Annotated in this window: 21 protein-coding genes and 1 tRNA gene; 11 read left to right on the top strand and 11 right to left on the bottom strand. The window is 53.8% G+C overall.

The annotated features are described in order from the left end of the window. The first annotated feature begins 54 nt into the window (after window positions 1–54). Entirely contained in the window at window positions 55–543 is a 489-nt protein-coding gene (locus AKG35_RS07660) for a hypothetical protein (RefSeq protein ID WP_011130803.1), read from the top strand. Window positions 544–696: 153 nt separating this feature from the next. Here the strand turns inward: AKG35_RS07660 and murD are convergent, their stop codons facing one another. The 4 genes from murD to AKG35_RS07640 form a co-directional block, all read right to left on the bottom strand. Further along, window positions 697–2,079 carry a UDP-N-acetylmuramoyl-L-alanine--D-glutamate ligase gene (murD, locus tag AKG35_RS07655; protein ID WP_011130802.1) on the bottom strand — a complete coding sequence of 461 codons (1,383 nt, stop codon included), beginning with the start codon at window positions 2,077–2,079 and terminating at the stop codon, window positions 697–699. A 27-nt stretch (window positions 2,080–2,106) separates the two neighbouring features. Continuing rightward, window positions 2,107–2,178 (bottom strand) — tRNA-Val (locus AKG35_RS07650). 78 nt (window positions 2,179–2,256) lie between these two features. Next, complete coding sequence (locus AKG35_RS07645) at window positions 2,257–3,048, bottom strand: photosystem II S4 domain protein (RefSeq protein WP_011130801.1); 792 nt, start codon at window positions 3,046–3,048, stop codon at window positions 2,257–2,259. Next, a complete protein-coding gene (locus AKG35_RS07640; protein ID WP_011130800.1) occupies window positions 3,045–3,611 on the bottom strand; it encodes a hypothetical protein in 567 nt (188 codons plus the stop codon). Before AKG35_RS07640 ends, AKG35_RS07645 begins: the two co-directional genes overlap by 4 nt. A 103-nt stretch (window positions 3,612–3,714) precedes the next feature. On the opposite strand from AKG35_RS07640, the gene serA reads away from it, so the two are divergent. The 4 genes from serA (at window position 3,715) to AKG35_RS07620 (ending at window position 7,218) form a co-directional block, all read left to right on the top strand. Next, window positions 3,715–5,301: a phosphoglycerate dehydrogenase gene (gene serA / locus AKG35_RS07635; protein ID WP_041384549.1), complete on the top strand. Its 1,587-nt coding sequence runs from the start codon at window positions 3,715–3,717 to the stop codon at window positions 5,299–5,301. A gap of 14 nt (window positions 5,302–5,315) precedes the next feature. Continuing rightward, the gene (prmA, locus tag AKG35_RS07630) at window positions 5,316–6,221 is read left to right on the top strand and encodes a 50S ribosomal protein L11 methyltransferase (RefSeq protein ID WP_011130798.1); all 906 of its coding nucleotides are present in this window, start codon (window positions 5,316–5,318) and stop codon (window positions 6,219–6,221) included. A 164-nt stretch (window positions 6,222–6,385) separates the two neighbouring features. Further along, window positions 6,386–6,685 (top strand): ferredoxin, encoded by a 300-nt coding sequence (locus tag AKG35_RS07625; RefSeq protein ID WP_011130797.1) that lies wholly within the window; start codon window positions 6,386–6,388, stop codon window positions 6,683–6,685. 113 nt (window positions 6,686–6,798) lie between these two features. After that, entirely contained in the window at window positions 6,799–7,218 is a 420-nt protein-coding gene (locus AKG35_RS07620; RefSeq protein WP_041385151.1) for a hypothetical protein, read from the top strand. Between the two features lie 1,250 nt (window positions 7,219–8,468). Here the strand turns inward: AKG35_RS07620 and psbV are convergent. Both psbV and rnz read right to left on the bottom strand, forming a co-directional pair. Next, window positions 8,469–8,930 carry a photosystem II cytochrome c-550 gene (gene psbV, locus AKG35_RS07615; RefSeq protein WP_236069705.1) on the bottom strand — a complete coding sequence of 154 codons (462 nt, stop codon included), beginning with the start codon at window positions 8,928–8,930 and terminating at the stop codon, window positions 8,469–8,471. 120 nt (window positions 8,931–9,050) lie between these two features. Then, window positions 9,051–10,007: a ribonuclease Z gene (gene rnz / locus AKG35_RS07610; RefSeq protein WP_041385149.1), complete on the bottom strand. Its 957-nt coding sequence runs from the start codon at window positions 10,005–10,007 to the stop codon at window positions 9,051–9,053. 123 nt (window positions 10,008–10,130) lie between these two features. On the opposite strand from rnz, the gene AKG35_RS07605 reads away from it, so the two are divergent. Together AKG35_RS07605 and AKG35_RS07600 are read left to right on the top strand one after the other, a co-directional pair. Beyond that, a complete protein-coding gene (locus AKG35_RS07605) occupies window positions 10,131–11,549 on the top strand; it encodes a SpoIID/LytB domain-containing protein (RefSeq protein ID WP_011130793.1) in 1,419 nt (472 codons plus the stop codon). Beyond that, entirely contained in the window at window positions 11,550–12,386 is an 837-nt protein-coding gene (locus AKG35_RS07600; protein ID WP_011130792.1) for a glucosamine-6-phosphate deaminase, read from the top strand. It abuts the gene before it with no gap. A 426-nt stretch (window positions 12,387–12,812) separates the two neighbouring features. Here AKG35_RS07600 and AKG35_RS07595 read toward each other — a convergent pair whose 3' ends face one another. The 4 genes from AKG35_RS07595 to rplU form a co-directional block, all read right to left on the bottom strand. Then, window positions 12,813–13,556 (bottom strand): YebC/PmpR family DNA-binding transcriptional regulator, encoded by a 744-nt coding sequence (locus AKG35_RS07595; protein WP_011130791.1) that lies wholly within the window; start codon window positions 13,554–13,556, stop codon window positions 12,813–12,815. A 71-nt stretch (window positions 13,557–13,627) separates the two neighbouring features. Next, on the bottom strand, window positions 13,628–14,590 hold the full coding sequence (truB, locus tag AKG35_RS07590) for a tRNA pseudouridine(55) synthase TruB (RefSeq protein ID WP_011130790.1): 963 nt from the start codon (window positions 14,588–14,590) through the stop codon (window positions 13,628–13,630). Window positions 14,591–14,653: 63 nt separating this feature from the next. Beyond that, window positions 14,654–14,920 (bottom strand): 50S ribosomal protein L27, encoded by a 267-nt coding sequence (gene rpmA / locus AKG35_RS07585; RefSeq protein WP_011130789.1) that lies wholly within the window; start codon window positions 14,918–14,920, stop codon window positions 14,654–14,656. 42 nt (window positions 14,921–14,962) lie between these two features. Beyond that, complete coding sequence (gene rplU / locus AKG35_RS07580) at window positions 14,963–15,352, bottom strand: 50S ribosomal protein L21 (RefSeq protein ID WP_011130788.1); 390 nt, start codon at window positions 15,350–15,352, stop codon at window positions 14,963–14,965. 155 nt (window positions 15,353–15,507) lie between these two features. On the opposite strand from rplU, the gene AKG35_RS12975 reads away from it, so the two are divergent. From AKG35_RS12975 to kaiC, 4 genes are all read left to right on the top strand, one after another. Beyond that, window positions 15,508–15,657 carry a hypothetical protein gene (locus AKG35_RS12975; RefSeq protein ID WP_157859860.1) on the top strand — a complete coding sequence of 50 codons (150 nt, stop codon included), beginning with the start codon at window positions 15,508–15,510 and terminating at the stop codon, window positions 15,655–15,657. Between the two features lie 164 nt (window positions 15,658–15,821). Next, entirely contained in the window at window positions 15,822–15,974 is a 153-nt protein-coding gene (locus AKG35_RS13785) for a hypothetical protein (RefSeq protein ID WP_157859859.1), read from the top strand. Window positions 15,975–16,017: 43 nt separating this feature from the next. Then, the gene (gene kaiB, locus AKG35_RS07570) at window positions 16,018–16,377 is read left to right on the top strand and encodes a circadian clock protein KaiB (protein WP_011130787.1); all 360 of its coding nucleotides are present in this window, start codon (window positions 16,018–16,020) and stop codon (window positions 16,375–16,377) included. A gap of 66 nt (window positions 16,378–16,443) precedes the next feature. Then, a complete protein-coding gene (gene kaiC, locus AKG35_RS07565) occupies window positions 16,444–17,943 on the top strand; it encodes a circadian clock protein KaiC (RefSeq protein WP_011130786.1) in 1,500 nt (499 codons plus the stop codon). A 67-nt stretch (window positions 17,944–18,010) separates the two neighbouring features. Here the strand turns inward: kaiC and AKG35_RS07560 are convergent, their stop codons facing one another. After that, window positions 18,011–20,068, bottom strand: coding sequence for a HAMP domain-containing sensor histidine kinase (locus AKG35_RS07560; protein WP_011130785.1), 2,058 nt, complete (start codon window positions 20,066–20,068; stop codon window positions 18,011–18,013). Between the last annotated feature and the right edge of the window lie 11 nt (window positions 20,069–20,079).

The raw sequence follows: 20,079 nt of genomic DNA, 5'->3' as shown, positions 1-20,079 counted from the left end.
TAGTATGAGGGTGATTGTTCTTTGTCTAGCCGCGAAGCCAAGCATGACATCAGAATGAAAAGTCTCCCTGCTTCACAGGAGCTTTTAAAGCTTGAAGCCTCGGCGAGAAAGCAAGGCAGCGGGATTGAGATTAATTCACTCAATGGACTTTGGAAGTTTGTATCTGTTTGGAAGCAAGGCAAAGAGAAAAAAGACTTCTTCTCTTCATTGATGCTTCGATTTTTCTCTGCGAGCCTAGAGCTCAGGCAAGAGAATGGGAGTCATGAATGCTTGCCTTTGGTGATTGCTAACTCTGTTGGCATTGGCTTGCTAAAGCTTGAATTCACAGGTCGAGGAGAGCTCAAGGGATCGCAGCCTCTACTGCCTTTCTTTTTTGATCGAATCACAGTTAGTTTTGCTTCAAGGGTTTTATGGAGCCGCTCGCTTGATGTTCCCGAAGAGAAAGAAAGGCCTTTCTTTGCTCTGATCTCAATGGCCTCGAACGGAGAGTGGCTTGCGGCTAGAGGTCGTGGGGGCGGCCTTGCTCTTTGGCTCAAGGGCTAAATCAATCAAGCAGCCCATTAAGGTTTAATATTGTACTGGCTATTAGTAATCGATAAACTAGTAGGATTGACGTTATAAATAGAGCCCCAGTCGCATCATTATCGAACAAAGGAATGAGCATGAAGTTGAAGCTAGTGATCAGTTAGCCGTAGATTAGGCCGTTAAATGTGATGAAATCAGGCTACGGAAATGTTCGCCTCGGGCTTCGAAGTCTTGGTATTGATCAAAACTTGCGCAGGCAGGTGAAAGCAACAGGCAAGCGGCTTGTCGCTCTACGCCCAGTGGAATGGCCAAAGTCACAGCAGCGTTGAGGTTGCTGCAGCAATGCAACTCACCACTGAAGCCAGACGTTTTGATCAGCTCTTGCAGTTCTGAAGCGCCTGCACCAAACAGGATTACAGCGCAGGCGTTCTGATCCAATTGCTTGAGCCATCCAGAAGCATCGCCCTGTTTGGTTTGCCCACCTGCAAGCACAACGGCAGGAGGAGGGACGGCCTTGAGGCCCACACAGGCGGCGTCATAGTTCGTGGCCTTGCTGTCGTTGTAGACGCTCATTTGCTGGATATGCCCAAGCTGTTCGAGTCTGTGAGGCACGCCTGGGAACGAGCGCAGGCTGGCTTCGATGGCCTTTGCTGGCAAACCCGTTTGCCGGGCTGCGGCTGTCACTAGCAGCAGGTTTTGAAGATTGTGTTGTCCAGGCATGGCCAAAGCCGAAGCGGCAAAAAGCGCTCCTTGCGGTTCCCTAACCAGCCCCTCAGCGTCAATCCAAAAGTCGGCGCGATGGTTTGCAGTACCAGGCCCTTCGCTGCTCACCCACAGCCCCTTATCCCAGCTGGATCTTTGGCTGCGAAGATCTGGATCATCGCCATTGAAGATGCGGATCTCTGAGCGCTCCAGTAGGCCACGCTTGATCGTTCGGTAAGCATCAAGGGTGCCGTGGCGTTCGAGGTGGTCGGGGGTGAGGTTGGTCCAAATGCCCATGCGTGGGGCAATCTCAGGGGCGGCTTCGATCTGGTAACTGCTGAGCTCCATGACCAGCCAGTCGGGGCGCTGTGCGTTTGGTTGCCGCCATTTGAGTGCGACTTCAGCCGCGGCATGGCCAACATTGCCGCCCATTGGTGCTCTGAGGCCATTGCTTTCAAGCACATGATTGAGCAGGTGGGTCACTGTTGTTTTGCCATTCGTGCCTGTAATGGCGATCCATGGCAGATGGCTCAGGCTTCGCCAGGCCACTGCCATCTCTCCATCGATGTCGATGCCGCGTTGACGCAGTGCAGTCAGTGTTGGGTGGTCCCAGGCGATGCCAGGGCTGATGACCACGGCATCAAGTTGATCAAGCAAAGGGATGAAGCTGTTCAGCTCTAGAGGTTTGCCTAGCTCGACAGCAATTCCCTGCAGACGTAGATCAGCTGCCAAGCTTTGGAGATGGGGCTCGATGCTGCGCTCAAGCACTGTGACTTGATGTCCCTCTGCTTGCAGAAGTCGTGCCGCACCGATGCCGGAGCGTCCAAGCCCCACGACCACAGTGCGTGCCATCGATGAGTCCTGTGTTTGTAAGGGGAGTGGGCGATACTGGAATCGAACCAGTGACTCCTACCGTGTCAAGGTAGTGCTCTACCTCTGAGCTAATCGCCCGCGGGGCCCTTCGATCAGAGTGAGTGGTGACCGGTGGCTTTTCAAGAAGCGAAGCTAGCAGCCTGGCGATACGAATCTTCAGTGCCGCAGCATTTCCACCCGCCAGCGCTGACGCTTGGTCATTTCCAGCGCCAGTACTTTGAGCGTGCCTCGACCCTGAAGTTGCAGGCGATCGCCCACTACAAGTTCTCGACTTGTTTGTCGCACTGGTTCCCAGTTCAGGCGCAGATGACCTTGCTTGATTTGATTGACCACCTTGGCCCGCGATAGACCAAAGCCGGCCGAGGCGATTGCATCGATCCTGCAAGAGGCCTCAACACTGTTCAATCGGCGGGTCAGGCGATGAGCTGGTGGCTGCAGTTGAGCTACTGCCACGGCTTCACAGGTGATCTCTACCTCTCGCACCCTGCTGCTGCGGCCGTCGAGATTGACGGCTAACTCAGGAGTGCAAAGGGCTTGTGCACCGCGATCACCGCGAATCCACAGATCTCCAAGTTGTTCTGGTTGAGCGTCGATCGCCTCTAGGGCTTGGCGGAGATCTGTTGGGCTGGGGGAATCAAATAAAAAGTTGCCATGCAGCAGCAGACCATGAATCGGGGCTGCTTGTGAGGGAGTGGGGTGATGGTGATCTTCGCTGCGCCAGCAACACAGCCGCTGGCGTTCAGCGCCAGGGTGACCACCGTCGGCGTGCCAGTGCAGATCAGTGAGGGTGGAAAATCGATGCAGGGCTTCTTCCCGCAAGGGAGCAGAAACAAACGCACTCCAGCTGGGCTGCCAGGTCCGTAGCACTGTGTCTGCCTGGACCAGCAGGGCTTCCATGCCTTGTGGATCCAGGCAACCTTTGAGCAGCTCTTGCCGCGGCAAGATCACAGTTCGCTGAGGCTCGTTAATGCGAGGGGATTGGCTTCTCGTAGCACTTTCCAGGGCAACTCGATGCCCATTGGGGTCTCTAGCAGCAGCAGCCACTGGCCTTGGTCATGGCGATTGCGCAGGATGCGAACGTCTTCAGCGTTTGGAATTTTGACGCTGATTGCGGCTGCATAACTACCCATCCAACCTGAGACGAGGCCCAGCAGTCCTCCGATGATTGATGCACCCAGGGTGCCGTAACTGGCAAAGGTATCCATATCTGTACTGAGCGTGATGAAGATGCCGAAGATGAAGCCAAACGGCAGCAACCAGACGGCCATCAGTTTTTGACGACGGCTACGGGTCAGCTTGGGGCTCAGCCTCTCGATTGAATCAATGTCCATCGATTGGAGTGGGTTGCCATTTCCCTTGGGCTCTGAGGCCGTTCTCTCAGGTTGTGTTTCTGAGTTGGTTGCCGGCTGAATCAGCTCACAGCGGGTTAGCGGGGTCTCTGCTGCCTTGAGTTGTTCATTCAATTGATCTGCGTGGTCTCTTTCGGCGAGAACAAGAACGCAAATAGCCATACAACACACCTCAATCGTTTGAATTCTGAACCCTGTTTTGTGATCTGCAGGGCTTGGAGCATGTAGATCTCTACAGTGCCCTGCTGCAGTCTTGCGCCGGTTGATGACGAAAGTTCTGGTTTCAGACCCTATCGACCAAGCGGGAATTGACATCCTCGCTCAGGTTGCACAGGTGGATCAGCGTGTGGGCCTGTCAGAGGATGACCTCAAGGCGATGATCGGCGACTACGACGCGCTGATGATTCGTTCTGGCACGCAGGTCACGGCGGATGTGATCAAAGCCGGCGCACGTTTGCGCATCATTGGTCGGGCGGGTGTTGGCGTCGATAATGTTGATGTGCCGACGGCCACCCAACAGGGTGTTTTGGTGGTGAATTCGCCGGAAGGCAACACGATTGCTGCTGCCGAACAAGCGTTGGCTTTAATGCTTTCGCTCTCTCGGCATGTGCCTCAGGCCCATGCCAGCACGATGGCTGGGGGTTGGGATCGCAAGAAATATGTAGGGAACGAGCTCTATAAGAAAGTTCTTGGCGTGGTTGGGCTCGGCAAGATTGGCTCCCATGTGGCCCGAGTCTGCAATGCCATGGGTATGGAGGTCATCGCTTACGACCCCTTCATCTCTGCGGACCGTGCTCAACAGATGCAGGTGCGACTCTCAAGCTTGGAGAATCTTTTTGAGCAGGCCGACTACATCACCTTGCATCTCCCTCGTACTCCCGATACCGAGAATTTGGTCAATGCGGAATTGCTGGGCAAGATGAAGTCCACAGCAAGGCTCGTGAACTGTGCTCGCGGTGGCATCATCGATGAGTCAGCCCTTGCTGATGCCTTGACGGCTGGAGTGATTGGTGGGGCTGCCTTGGATGTTTATGCCCAGGAGCCATTGGCTACCGATTCGCCGCTGCGCTCTGTACAGGAGCGCTTGATCCTTACGCCCCACCTTGGAGCTTCGACGACTGAGGCGCAGGAGAACGTGGCTGTGGATGTGGCGGAACAGATCCGAGACGTCCTGCTTGGCCTTCCTGCCCGCAGTGCTGTGAACATCCCTGGCCTCAGTGCAGAGATCATGGAGCGGCTCAAGCCTCATTTGCAATTAGCCGAGACCCTGGGGCTGTTGGTGAGCCAGCTCTCCGGAGGACAGTTGCAGGAGCTTGAAGTTCGTCTTCAGGGGGAGTTCGCTCAGCATCCCTCTCAGCCTCTGGTGATTGCTGCTCTCAAGGGGGTGCTGAGCAGTGCCCTTGGCGATCGGATCAATTACGTGAATGCGTCCTTAGAAGCCAAGGGCCGTGGCATTCGTGTCTTGGAGGTCAAGGACGAGACAAGTAAGGATTTTGCCGGAGGGTCCTTGCAACTGACGACTCGTGGTGACCAGGGCGGTCACAGCGTGACGGGTGCGGTGTTTGCCAATGGCGATCTGCGCATCACCACCATTGATGAATTCCCGGTCAACGTGTCGCCTAGTCGACACATGCTGTTGACCAGGCACCGCGATATGCCTGGGATCATCGGTCAGTTGGGCTCCGTGCTTGGTGAACACAACGTCAACATTGCATCGATGCAGGTGGGGCGTCGCATTGTGCGCGGTGATGCGGTGATGGTTTTGAGCATTGATGATCCAATTCCGCCCAGCTTGCTGGTCACCATCCATGCGATCAATGGCATTAAGGAAGCCCATCCGGTCACCCTCTGATCAGGGCTGATGAGATGAACTTTGCTGCTGCTCTTCGCTGGTGGCGTCTTTCTCTGCCTATTGCAGATGAGCTGGAAGAGTCGCTCATTTGGAAGCTGACAGATCTGGGTCTCTGCCGACTTGCTGTTCAACATGCGCCTGAGAACTCTGAGCGCACTCTTTTGGCATGGTTGCCATCGTCTGAGTGGTCTGAGTCGGACAGAGATCAGCTGATGGCCAACCTGCGTCCTCTGGCCGAACCGTTTGGCCTGAAATTAGCCAACCCCACTTGGTGCGAGGTGGCCGATGAAGACTGGAGTTTGAACTGGAAGCAAGATTGGCAACCCGATCCGGTGGGGCAGCGTTTGTTGATCTTGCCGGCTTGGTTGGATCTGCCGCAGGAGTATGCCGATCGGTTTGTTGTGCGACTAGACCCTGGCAGTGCTTTTGGCACTGGCAGCCACCCAAGCACTCGCCTTTGTCTGGAGGCGCTGGAAAGGAACCCACCGCTGGGCTTGAGGGTTGCAGATCTCGGCTGTGGCAGTGGGGTGTTGGGTTTCGCCGCACTTGCTTTTGGAGCTAGACAGGTGCTGGCCGCTGATACGGATTGCCAGGCTGTCTGCGCCTCTAGAGCTAATACAGAGCTCAATCAGCTCGATTTAGATCGTTTAAGGGTTGTGCATGGTTCTGTGGAGGCTTTGTCAGCGCAGCTAGAGGGACAGACCGTCGACCTGCTGCTCTGCAACATCCTGGCGCCTGTGATTGAGGTTTTGGCTCCAAGCTTTGATCAGTTGTTGAGTGCTAATGGTCGAGGTTTGCTCAGTGGTTTGCTGGTGAAGCAAGCGCCAAGGCTTCAGATGGTTTTGGAGGCGCTGGGATGGCGGGTGAATTGCCTGACTGAGCAGGGCTGCTGGGGGCTTTTAGATGTGTCTAAGCGGTAATTCTGCGCAAATTTTTATATAAGCCAGAGTTATCAGTACTCGTTCTTTGATTGGCCTTGGCCGGGCAGATTGCACGATCAGACTGAATTTTTGCCGGGAGGGTGTTAGAAGGAGCGGTCCAGGGGCGTTTTACTTCTGGATTTCTATGCGTTTCCATCCATTCCATGGCTTCCTACAAAGTCACCTTGATCAGCGAGAGCGAGGGCCTGAACAAGACCATTGAGGTTCCCGATGATCAGTACATCCTTGATGCTGCTGAAGAGCAGGGCATCGACCTGCCCTATTCCTGTCGTGCTGGGGCCTGCTCCACATGTGCAGGCAAGCTCACAGGTGGTTCTGTGGACCAGTCTGATCAGAGCTTCCTCGATGACGATCAGCTTGAAGCTGGTTTCGTGTTGACCTGCGTTGCTTATCCAACCTCTGATTGCACCATCAAGACCCATGCTGAGGAAGAGCTCTATTGAGCTCAGGGCAGTTGTCTCTGTTCCCGATCAGTGCTTGCGAATCGGGATCCCATCAGCCACCCTCAGCGGGTGGCTTTTTGCTTCAAGGTGGTGCTGATGACTCTGTTTTAGATGTGACGTCTGTTGCCCCTGCCAGAGCGGATGTCGATGTTGTGTTGGCGCACGGCAGCATTCACACCAGTCCTGGTGGGCAATACAGTTTTCGTGTGATCGGTTCTTGTTGCCGGCTGTTTGATCGCGAGGAACTGCCATGGCCTTGCTGTCGCCTTGCCTGGCGGAGCAAGGAGCCCAGTTGGCGGCGAGTGGGCCGGCGCTTTGTTGCTGATCTAGCGGCTCGTCGTTGTCCGTCTTATGTCGTCGAGCTATTGCAACCTGGTTCAAAGCCCACAGTCACAGTGCTGACGTTGTTTTCTCAGCGTTTGACGCCGGGTTTGCAGGAATGGTGGTATAGCCGTGGGCAGCTCTCCAAGGACCCCGCAAATCTGCTGCCAGCTTCGATGCTGAATGCAAGCGAAGAGGCCCCATCGTGTTGATCGGCTAAGGGCTGATTGGCTACTGGCTTGGCATTTTGATCAACGGCCAACTTGTTATGAGTGAGATGCGCTTAGAAAGCTGATCGAAGTTATTGATAGAGGATTTGCTAGCTTCGGATCACATCAACCAGAAGCCAAAGCAGCTTTCTTTGAACGAGGCTATGCGGATAGAAGCAGTAAATGATTTGCTAGGAAGGGACGTATTGATAAAATTATAAGCCTGGGAATTGCTATTGATTGTGTTGACCAGGCTGCGTAAAAGCCTTGTTGAAATATGATTAGGTTATGAGCAAAGCCAAGCTTCGATTCTCTTCTAAAAGTTAAAGCTTGGATCATGAGAAGCTTGCCTGTTAAACACAAGAAGAAATGAGATCACTTGCCTCATAGCTTTCATTTGCTTGGATTGAATGGGAGTGGGATGATGTTTATTTGTCTCCATCTCTCAATCCTAGCGGTTGCAAGTACAGTCAGAAATGCCGAAGTGAGTTCATCCATTGATGCAAAATCAGTTGGCGGCTGAAGGTATTATTGCGCCATGCTTCGCCTTGCGATTGACGGCTCATTTTTGTTTTACCTGGTCATAGATGACAAAGAATATTGTTGATAACTGCAGGCCATGCTTCTGCTAGAAGTGATGCTGGCTAGCTGATTAGTCGCTTCAATGAGAGGTTAAAGAGAGCCCTCTTTGAAGGGCTCATCTTTACTTGGAGTTCTGCAATCCAAATGCTTAAGCAAGCTGTTAATGAGCAAGCTGTTGAGAAGGCTTGATTGCTGTAAGTCTTGTCTTTTGCGGCAACCCTTGACGATAAGCAGCAGATCTTTGTTTAGTGCTCAGGCGAAGCCTTTCAGAGGCGATTGTTCTGAAGATCGGCGCTTTATTTAGGCCAAGCCTTCAAGCCAATCATTCCACCCCGCTCGAGAGCCACAGGGCAGGCTGCATCAGCCTTTTCGCAGCACTTTCTCCTGCGACCTCGTTATTTGTTATTTGGTCTAGTGCGAGTTGCTAGTTCCCCTGGGGGGTTGAGAGTGAGCAATCGACAAGCCTTTTCTCTTAGAAGAGATATCTCTCAATCAGCTTGTTCAATCAGTGATCACGACAGCAACAAACACTGGAGTTTTAGATCGCTATTGATTTTCAATCGCGATTGAAGATAAGACTCTGGCGAGCGAGCTCACTGCCAATTTTTTAGGCAAAAAAAAGGACCCCAGCTTTAGCTGAGATCCCATGATTGTTTTTGCTTCTTAAGCGATCAGAAGTAGATCTTGCCACCACCCCATTGGTCGCCCTGTACTTTCTCAGCCGTGAGGATGTAACCGGCGATTAGGCGCAGGTCTTCATCGTTGAGCGTGCGCATCTGAACGTAGACATCGCTGCTGCTGATGCCTGGGTGGGTGTCGGCAATGCTGTATTCCCCGTCATATGACATGGGATTTTTCAGGAATTCGACCAGGCCGTCCACGTTGTCACGAGCAGGTGATGCCAGTGAGAGAGCCTCAAGGTCGAGACCAACGTTTTGATTGGTCTTGGTGACGCCTTGGTTATGGCAGGTGGCGCAGTTGCTTTTGAAGAGCTTGCTAGCGCTCTTGATTTCTGACTCGGTGAAGGTCACCTGCTGTCCGCCTGAGCCTGCGGGAACGGTGAGGGTCTCGGCATCCCATTGGGCAGCCATGGCCGGAGAGCTAATGCTCAAGCCAATTATTACGGGCAACACGATCAATAGTTTGATCAGGGACCGTCCCAGGGATGCAAAGAGAGAGGCCATGGAATACGCCAGTTACTGACAGAAGCGACAACACCTTGTATCACGGGGCGGGAGCTCTAAGGGCCGTAATCAAGAACTGTTGCAGCGCGGAGCGACTTCAAAACTGAGGAAATCCTTGGCGAGGATGGTGTTCGAAAAGATCGCTTGAGCTTCTCGTAGCAGGTCATTTGGGGTGACCGGATTGCCTGGCGCATAGCGGGGACTGAGGTGGGTCAATACGAGTTTCCCGACGCCGGCTTCGGCAGCTGTTTGGGCCGCCATGGTGCTGGTGGAGTGCTGCTTCTGATAAGCCATTTCTGCTTCGCTATGGGCGAAGGTTGCTTCGTGGATCAGCAGGTCTGCTCCTGCGGCTAGCGAGACAGCAGCTTCTGAAAACACCGTATCGGTGCAGAACACGATGCTGGCGCCTGGGCGATCTGGTCCGCAGAAGTCCCGGCCATCCACCACGCGACCATCATCGAGGCTGACCTGTTCACCACGCTTTAAGGCGGCATAGACGGGGCCTGGCGGGATGCCGAGGCTTTGGGCTCGTTCAAGGTTGAAATGGCCTGGCTTGGGTTTTTGCTCCACGCGATAGGCGTAGGCCGGCACGCGATGAGTGAGCGGGGTGCAGCGCACCAGGATGTCTTTGTCTTCAAAAACAATCAGGTTCTGCTCTGCTGCGTCTCGCACGCGATGAACCTTGAGGGGGTATCCGATCCTGGTGGAGCTATTGCGCAGCACGCCTTGCAGATAGCTTTCCAGTGGATCGGGGCCGTAGAGATCCACTCCGTTGCTGTTGCCGGATAGGCCGAGGCTGGCCAACAGACCCGGCAGGCCAAACACATGGTCGCCATGCATGTGGCTAACAAACACTCGTCTGAGTTGAGAAAGACGCAGATCGCTGCGCAGGAATTGATGCTGAGTACCTTCTCCGCAATCAAACAGCCACAACTCAGCACGTTGGGGCAGCCGCAGAGCCACGGCAGAAACATTGCGGGCTCGTGTCGGTACGCCCGAGCTGGTGCCGAGAAAGGTGACCTGCAAGGCCTTGCACACCCCAAAGACCATGCTGCCATGGCTTGGGGCCTGGCCTGGTTGTTGTGATCGGGGCACACTGAATGTCCTTGTTGAACATGTTGATTGGCTTTGCCAGCGCCGCTATGGGCTATGGGATTGGTCGGTGGGGTCACACTCACGGCCGTAAGCCCTGCTGCCCAGGTGATTGCTGTGCAGGAGCCAGTGATGCGGGTGCTGGTGCTGGAAGCATCAGCTCTTCGTCTGCGGGCTGATGCTGAGCAGCCTTTGCTTGTGGCAGGCCTGGGTTCGAGCGAGCAGAGGCTGAGGGCGCTTTCGGTTCGCAAGCAGCGCGGTCAGCTGCGGCTGACCCTTGAGGGGCGGTCGCGGCGATCGCTATCGCTTGCTTGGCAGCGTGAGCTCAGGGTTCGCAGTGCCGACCCACGCGGGATATGGCTGGGCAAGCGTCGCTATCGCGGTGAGTTGAGGGTTCGATCAGTTGGTGCAGGCTTGCAGGTGGTGAACCACCTGCGCGTGGAGGACTATCTAGCCAGTGTGGTGGGCAGTGAGATGCCGGAATCCTGGCCACTGGCTGCACTGCAGGCCCAGGCGGTGGCCGCTCGCACCTATGCCCTCGCTCAACACGGCAAAGCAGGTGGTTTTGATCTCAAGGCCACCGTTGCCAGTCAGGTGTATCGCGGTGTGGAATCTGAAACCGCCAACACTCTGAAGGCGGTGGAAAGCACCCATTCGCTGGTTTTAGTGCATGGCGGTAAGTTGATCGATGCTGTTTTTCACAGCAGCTCTGGCGGGGCAACAGAAGCCAGCGGGGCGGTATGGAGCAAGCAGCTGCCTTATCTGGTCAGCGTGCCGGACCACGATCAACACAGCCCTGTGCATCAGTGGGACGTGTGGTTTGAGCCGCATCAGTTGCGAAGAGCGTTCCGAGAAACCGGTGGTGTAAGCAGCATTGATGTGTTGGGCACCACGGGCACGGGCAGAATTCGCCAGGCTCGTGTGCAGGGCCCTCGTGGTGATTTGCTGCTGAGCGGCAAGCAGCTGCGCCAGCGTTTGGGCTTGAAGAGCACCTTGGTGCGCTTTGAAATGCTTGCCTCGAAGTCTGCAAAGCCTGGCGCCGGCGTTGGCTTTAAGCGCTTTGAGCATAGCTTTGGAAAACGTAACTCTGCTGGCGCTGGCACGGTATTGATGGGGTCTTGGCGTGATGGCGCAACAGGCAAGAGTTTGTTTGCACCCAGCGTTGATGCCAATGCCAGTTTCATGGGCCTGACCCCGCCGCCGCCTTTGCCACCTCTGCCGGTTCGCTCAACACGCCGCTCGCGCCATCAGCCGCTGATGTTGCTTGCGATGGGGCAAGGTTTTGGCCATGGCGTGGGCATGAGTCAGTGGGGTGCCCATGGCCTGGCGCAACGGGGTGCAGATTTCCGCCAAATCCTCAATCACTACTACCGAGGCGCAGAGATTGTTCCCTATCGGCAGCTGCAGAATTCATCTTTGGCCTTCCTGTGGCGCTCTCGCCAGCCTGGAGGAGTTGAGAGCATGGGAGACGCCTAATTGAACCTCTTGCGGCCTTCTGTGGCCTCTGAGCAAGGGTTCGCGAGCACGATCACGGTGCGAGAGAACCTACCAAGCCTTGTGGAAGCGGTTGTTGATGCGCTGGAGGGGCATCTAAGGCAGCGGCTGGGGGAGCAGAGGCCGAAACCGCTTGGCTTGGCCACTGGCCGCACGATGGTGCCGATCTATGGCGAATTGGTGGCCCGTTTACAGCGTTGGCCAGCTGATGAGCTCGAGCATCTGCGGCGCAGCTGGTGCAGTTTCAATCTTGATGAGTATGTGGGCTTGGGGGCAGCTGATCGGCGCAGCTTTGCGGCCTATATGGCGCGTCATTTAGGCAAGCCGTTGCAATTGAGCCCGCAGCAGTTGCATCTTCCCGATGGCGAGGCGACTGATCCAGAGCAGCAGGCTGGCAGTTATGCCGCTCAGTTGCAGAGTTTTGGTGGTGTTGGCGTGCAATTGCTGGGCTTAGGCAGCAATGGCCATGTGGGTTTCAATGAGCCGCCTTGTGGCCCAGAGGCGGCTTGCCGGGTGGTGGCGTTATCGCAGTCCACCCGGCAACAGAATGCTGCTGCTTTTGGTGGTGATCCAAGCCAGGTGCCATCTCAAGCACTCACGCTTGGATTAAAAGAAATACTCGCGGCTGATGAGATTCATCTGATCGTGACGGGTTCAGCCAAAGCAGAGATTCTCAAGGCGTTGTTTGATTCGCCATGCACGGATCAGTTGCCGGCAAGTTGGTTGCGCAATCATGCTCGGGTTTCACTTTGGCTAGACCAATTAGCTGTTACTGGAGAGATCGTTACTGAAGCGAATGACAGTTCAAAGTTGATTTGAGTTTTACCTTTTGGTTGCTTATAAGGAAGCAAATTATTGGTAAAAGCAGGTAATTTATTGCATCGCAATAGGGTGCTATTGGTATAGCATTTTGCCTTGTTGAAGGCATGAGAATAGGATCAAGAGGTGTTAGGTCTTAAATGTCTACGCTGGGGTTGATTACACGATTAACAATTTCGGAACCACCTCATTCAAGCTGTTTGGCCGTGGCGGTCTTGAGTTCTGGGATTTAAACCGCGGCACTGATTGGCGTGCCTCCGGTGGTGTCACCTACCAGTTCTAAGAATCACTGTTCAGCATTCAACTGAAACCGCTGGGGTCGTAATCACGACCTCAGCGGTTTTTTTGGCCGTCTCATCCCCTTCGCTTGTCGCCATAGCCGTCGTTGTGCTGCTGCTGCCTCAGTCATCTCGCCATTCTGTCTTGTTAGCTCTCCAGGTTTGAGCTGATGTGATGCACGTCATCGAGCTCATCAAGTGCCTCCAGCAATTGCAGGCATTGGTCTTCGCTTTTTTGATCTGCTTGGCTGATCGTGGTGAGTGGTCTCCAGCAGTGTTCCCATCCTTCAACAATCCAGCCTTGATCTCTGAGCCCAGCCTGCAGGCCTTCTAAAGCTTGAAACGGGCCATAGACCACAGCGCCATCGTCGATCAATTGATAGCCATCAGCTTCAAGCTCCAGCAGGTTTTCCAGCAGTGCATCTTCTGAAACCTTGCCCCCATCTTGCGCAGACTGCGCACTCAAATACACTTCGCTGCGTTGCTCAAACAAGTAGGCCACGCAGCCGCTTTCGCCGAGCTTGCCGCCGTGTTTATTGAAGGTTAGGCGTAGGTCTGCAGCTGTGCGATTGCGGTTGTCGGTGAGCGCTTCGATCAGCACCGCAACGCCACCAGGGCCATAGCCTTCATAGCGGATGGCTTCCAATTGGCATGCGCCGTTTTGGTCTTGGCCGGAGCCTTTTGCAATCGCGCGCTCAATATTGGCCGCAGGCATTCTTGCGGCTTTGGCTTTGTTGATTGCGGTGCGCAGTTGAAAATTACCGTTGGGGTCGCCGCCGCTTCTTGCTGCCACACTGATCTCGCGTGCCAGGCGGGTGAACACAGCACCTCGCTTGGCATCCACCACAGCTTTGCTGCGTTTGATTTGAGACCATTTGCTATGGCCGGCCATGGCGGAGGCTGATTAGGTTGTTGCTTGACCATCAACGCTAGGGGCGTTCGCGTTGAACGACAGTGTTGCGATCATCCCTGTGCGTTGAACACAACTTTTGGCTTCACTGTTGCGTTGTCTTCCCAGTAGGCCATTCCGGCGACTTCGCCTCTGCAGTCGATCACCACGAGCATGGACTTGTTTGCGCTTGGATCAGTTTGGTTTGGAGCAGATTCTTGCTGATCAGAGGCCAGAGGTTTGGGTGCTGGTTGGCATTGATCTTGATGGGCGGTAATGCGGCGCCCGCAGCTCCAGCTCTCCTGTTCCTCTTCGTTGAGTTGCAGTCTTGGTAGGTGTGCAAGGGCCGTGAGTGGCGGTAACACAGCAGGCGGAGTCGTTAGGGCTGGATTGTCTCGATCGGGTAGTGGTACGGCTTGTTGCTCGTGAAACCCCAGTGCCTGGGTTCGCTTTAACCACCCCAGACAAGCGCCGCAGCCAATTAATTCGCCTAGATCTCGTGCGAGAGAGCGAATGTATGTGCCTGATGAGCAATGCACGTTGAAGTCGATTTGGCCCAGTTGTTGGTTCCAGTTGAGTAGCTGCAAGCGATCAATCGTGATCGTTCGCGCTGGAATCTCCATCGTTTCTCCCCTGCGGGCACGTGCATGGGCGCGTTCCCCTTGCACATGCACGGCTGAAACTTGCGGTGGCCGTTGCTGAATCCTGCCGCGAAACGGCTCGAGATAGGCCTCGATCTCTGCTGTGTTCAATTCGGGCCAGGCTTGCTTGGAGATCAGATCCCCTTGTTGATCGTCGCTACTGGTGCGTTGGCCCAGTTGGATGCTGCCGCGATAGCTCTTGGCGCCGGGTAGATAGGGCAGCAGCCTGGTGGCATGCCCTAGGGCGATGGGCAAAACTCCTGTTACGGCAGGATCAAGCGTGCCGCCGTGGCCCACGCGCTTGATGCCAAACACGCGCCGCATTCGGCTCACACAGTCGTGGGAGGTGATGCCAGCAGGCTTGTCGATCACCACAAAGCCGAAGGGCACAGTCACCTGATCAGCAGCGTTCAGTTTGTGACTGCTGCTGCCCGCATTGTCTGCAAAGGCTGAGATTGCTCAGCTGGAGGCAACCACACTGATGCGCTTGCGGTTGCGCAGGCTGCGGCGAATGCTTTCGAAGGCCACCACACCATCCGTTAGAGCGAAGAGGGTGTCGTCTTTGCCCTGGCCAACGTTCACCCCTGGCAACACTGAGGTGCCGCGTTGGCGAATCAGGATCGACCCTGCTGTAACGGTTTCGCCGCCATAGGCCTTCACGCCAAGACGCTTGGAATTTGAATCGCGGCCGTTGCGTGTGGAGCCTGTGCCTTTCTTATGAGCCATGGTGATTTAAGTGGTATTAAGAGCAGTGTATGGAGGGGGTGGTTAGCTGAGTGCTTTGCCGTCTATTGAAATGGATTGAACCATCACTCGCGTGAGTTCTTGGCGGTGTCCATTTTTGCGTCTTGTCTTCTTCTTTGGGCGCATTTTGTAGACGATGATCTTGGGCCCACGGCGGTGGTCCATCACCTTCAGTTCCACGCTAGCGCCCTTCACGTAAGGCTGGCCAACTGTGGCGTCATTCTTGCCGTCTTTGATCAGCAGTACCTTCTCAAGGGTGACGGTGTCATCAACAGCCGCTTGCAGACGGTCTAGGTCGTAGTAACGGTTGGGTTGCAACAAAAACTGCTGGCCAGAGGCCTCAACGATGGCGTATGAATCACTTTGGTCTTTAGCTTCAGCGGCTTTTGGCTTTGCAGTGGGTTTCTCGGCCATGGGTGGTTAAGACGCGTTCAGGCTCGGAATCTGCAGAGCTGGGCTGTTAAGCACCGCACCACTTTGACCGATTTGGCCTGACTCGCAATCGAGAGAGAAAAAAGGATCTTCCCGCGTTTAGGCGCCTTTAGTCAAGATTGAACGCTGATCCCTGCGTGTCAAAACGTCGGTACCAAGCCGTCGTTGATCAAGGCTTTCTCTTGCGGCTCAACACACCAGCATTCTTTGATGTTTGCTGTCATTGGTGTTTTACCAGCCCTGATTTACCTGAGGATGTTGTGGTCGCAGATCTAGAGAGTCTCTGATCAGCTTGTTGCAGCCTCAGTTGTCTTGAGGCGAGGTTTTCGTTGATGCAGAGATCGATGCATGAGTGATTTTCTAGATTCTTGCACTGTTCCCCTTGCCCTAGATCGCGAGCTGATCGGCATTGTTTGCTGCTTGATCGATCACCTAGTTTGTGGAGATCCATATGGATCTCATTGACGCTTTCTGGCAACAGTTCAGACTTGAGTTGCATGAGAGAGAGTCATCGCCGGGCGTTCTGTTCGCCTTGCTCAATTTGTCAAAACACCTTTGGGCGATGCTTCAACACTCGCTTTCCGCAGAAGTACCCCTTCGTTGATATCAACCAGTTCCGATTTAGAAGATGCTTCTGAGATGCAATTATGAGCCCAAGAAAAACCTACATCCTCAAGTTGTACGTAGCAGGGAATACCCCTAATTCGATGCGGGCGCTTAAAACTCTGCGCGATATCCTCGAGAACGAGTTCCGTGGCGTGTATGCGCTCAAGGTGATCGATGTGCTCAAGAATCCTCAGCTTGCAGAGGCAGACAAAATTCTGGCCACACCAACCTTGGCCAAGATCCTGCCGCCACCGGTGCGCAGGATCATTGGTGACCTCTCAGATCGCGAACGGGTTTTGATTGGTCTTGACCTCCTCTATGACGAGATCTCTGAGGAGATGCTCGGCTCAGCGGAGCTCGATACGTTGGCAGACGATGACATTGCGTCGCCAGATTCTTAAGGCTCGCGGTGCAGCGCTTTGTTTCATGGCTGATTTTCTCTAGCGTTTGAGTAGAACGTCCTAGCTATGCAGTCTTCTAGTGCCGGTGGATCCTCCCATATGCAGGTGCAGAAGCTGCCTACTGGGATCGAAGGTTTTGATGACATCTGTCATGGCGGCTTGCCGTCGGGGCGTAGCACGCTGATCAGTGGCACGTCGGGTACAGGCAAGACAGTCTTTTCACTTCATTTTTTGCACAACGGGATTACCCAGTTCGATGAGCCTGGAATCTTCGTGACCTTCGAAGAGTCTCCATCAGATATTTTGCGAAATTCCGCCAGCTTTGGTTGGAATCTTCAAGAGATGGTGGAGCAGGATAAATTATTCATACTCGATGCTTCACCGGATCCTGATGGTCAGGATGTTGCAGGCAGCTTTGATCTTTCAGGGTTAATTGAAAGGATTAATTACGCCATTGTTAAATATAAAGCGAAACGGGTAGCAATCGATTCCATGACAGCTGTTTTCCAACAGTACGACGCAATTTCTGTTGTGCGTAGGGAAATCTTTCGCTTGATTGCACGTCTTAAGGTGATTGGCGTTACCACCGTAATGACCACAGAACGGATTGATGAATATGGCCCAATTGCACGCTATGGGGTAGAGGAGTTTGTCTCCGACAACGTCGTTATCCTACGCAATGTTCTTGAGACTGAGAAGCGTCGACGTACCGTTGAAATTCTCAAGTTACGTGGCACAACTCACATGAAGGGTGAGTTTCCATTCACCATGGGCACCCACGGCGTCAGCGTCTTCCCTTTAGGCGCAATGCGGCTTACGCAGCGTTCCTCCAACGTGCGGATTAGTTCTGGTGTCCCTAATCTTGATGAGATGTGTGGTGGAGGTTTCTTCAAGGATTCGATCATTCTTGTTACTGGTGCAACGGGGACTGGTAAAACCCTTTTGGTGTCGAAGTTTATTGAGGATGCTTTCCGAAATCAGGAACGCGCGATTCTGTTTGCCTATGAGGAGTCGCGAGCCCAGCTGCTGCGTAATGCCACCAGTTGGGGGATTGATTTTGAAGAGATGGAAAGGCAAGGCCTGTTGAAGATTATTTGTGCTTATCCAGAGTCGACTGGCCTGGAAGATCATCTGGAGATTATTAAAACGGCGATTGGACAATTCAAGCCATCGAGGATGGCGATTGATTCACTTTCGGCCCTTGCACGTGGCGTGAGCCTCAACGCCTTTAGGCAGTTTGTGATCGGAGTAACAGGTTATGCAAAGCAGGAAGAAATAGCGGGATTCTTTACCAATACTGCTGAAGAGTTTATGGGAAGTCATTCGATTACCGACTCCCATATCTCCACAATCACAGACACTATTCTGCTGCTTCAGTATGTGGAGATCCGCGGCGAGATGGCCAGAGCTGTGAATGTATTTAAGATGCGTGGCTCATGGCACGACAAGAGAATTCGTGAGTATGTTATTACTGATAATGGCCCACAGATTAAAGACTCCTTCTCTAACTTCGAACGGATCTTCAGTGGTGCTCCTCATCGTATTACTGACGACGAACGAGCTTAATTTTGCTTCCATGCCAAGGGTCTTAAAACCACTTATTGATTCAGGTTATTGACTGAATTAGGCTGAATTAGAGTTCTAAACCTTGCTCTTGTTGCCGAGTTGTTCGTACTGATTGCACGATAAGCTCGTCGGCATCTGTTTGCTCAAGAGGTAGATCAAACCAAAAGGTTGTGCCCAGCTCAACCTCACTGGCCATTCGTATTTGGCCGCCATGCTTTTCGATGATGCCGCGCACGATTGATAGCCCAAGACCGGTGCCAGCTTCTGTATGCACGGCATTTTCCACGCGATAGAAGCGGTCAAAAATATGCTGTTGGTCATCCTGATTTATGCCATGGCCTGTGTCCGCAACTTCTACGCGGAGCTTGGGGAGTGGTGAGAAAAATTCGCAATGTGGTGCTGATTTGCTGCTCTCGATTGGAGACATTTTGCAGCTGTCAGGCCATGTGTAGGCTCGCACCATCAGGCTTCCACCAGCACGACTAAACTTGAGCCCATTGCCAACTAAATTGTCGAGTACTTGGAGTAATAGATCCCAATTTCCAAGGATTGTTGGTAGTTCATCATCCGTATTGAGCTCAATATGAATCTGCTTGTCATCTGCATTAAGTCGATAGTTGCGCAGGGTTTGCTCGATGGCAGGGCGAAGGTCCATTGGCTCGAACTGTACGGTCCGTCCGGATTCCAAGCGCGAAAGGTCGAGCACATCATTAACGAGTCGAGCCAGCCTATCGGTTTCGGAATTAGCAATACCTAGAAATTCTTTCTTTTCTTCTTCACTGAGTTGATCACCGAGATCATGCAGTGTTTCTACATAGCTTTTGATGTTGAATAGTGGTGTTCTAAGTTCATGTGAAACGTTACTAATGAAGCGGCTTTGGGCTGCATTGAGCTCCACTTCTCTGGTGAGATCCTGCACTGTGATTGCGATGCCTTTAAGGGTTTCACCGCTTTGATCGCGCACGGACTGCAACACGATGCGAAGTGTGCGTGATGGTTCTTCAAGACTGCAACGCAGATCGTTGCTTTCACCGATATTACGCAGCAGAGATTGAAGTGGATCATGCAGTTCGTTTGCGATGATCTCTGGCAATTCATTGAGCAGTTCCTGACCCTCAAGATTGCGACCTTCCCAGCGAAATATCCGCCGTGCTGTTGGATTGGCCAGCACGATTTGTCCAACTTCATCGAGCAGTAAAGCGCCATCGGCCATCGTGGCAATCAGCGATTGCTGCTTCACTTGGGCGGCAGTGAGCTCTTCAATATTGGCGGCGTCATAGGCCTCTAGTTGGGAGGCCATGGCGTTGAAGCCATTCAGGAGTTCTCCCAGTTCTCCTCCCATCGGTAGAGCGATTCGAGCTTCGAAATTGCCGGAAGCAATGGCCCTTACACCGCGCAGAAGCTCCTTCACAGGCTGCGTGATCGTTAGAGCATTGAAAACTGCGCCGAGAATCACAAGCACCCAGATGGAGATGAAGACGGCAATCGTCACCTGTCGCGTGAGAGCCGCGCTGGCAAGAGCTGTGTCGTTGGGGTTGACCCCCAGAGCCAGTGTCCCCAGATAATCGCCTTTCCACACCAGGGGAACGAAGACATCGGTGAGTTGACCTTGAGGGGTGAGGTGCTGGCGAATTAGTGCGTTTTCTGGTCGTGATGGCAGCTCTGCTGGCAGTTCCAATCGATGGTTGAGCTGCAGATCGTTATCACCGCTGACAGGGGAAGCGCTAATGGGGATTCCCAGATAGATCAAGCCATCTGGGTCGGCGAAGAAGATGTATCTAAGGCTGCGCGAGCGCCAGAATTGTTCGGCAACAGTTGCCAGTTCCCTGTCACGTCCTTGGGCGACAAGTTCAGTGACGTTGCCGGAAAGGAGGAGTCCTAGATCCCTGGCGTAACGCGTGTCATTCATCCCTGCATCCCTTTGGATGCCGTTGAGGACGAAGAAGGTGACGCCTGTCATCAGCAGGCTTACCACCAGTGTGGCGATTGCCAACAACTTGGTTTGCAGGCTGAATTCTGCCCACCAGAGATAGATGCGTTCCCCCCAGCCGGGTGGCTCTGGTGGGGGTTGGCCATCTCCTGGGGGAGCCCACTCTGCGATGGCTTGCGAAGTACTGCTGGCCATCAACCCATTCA

The organism is Prochlorococcus marinus str. MIT 9313, from assembly GCF_000011485.1.
Taxonomy (GTDB): Bacteria; Cyanobacteriota; Cyanobacteriia; order PCC-6307; family Cyanobiaceae; genus Prochlorococcus; species Prochlorococcus marinus_D.
The sequence above is the reverse complement of the archived record's forward strand: the minus strand, read 5'-3'. Positions and strand labels throughout refer to the sequence as shown.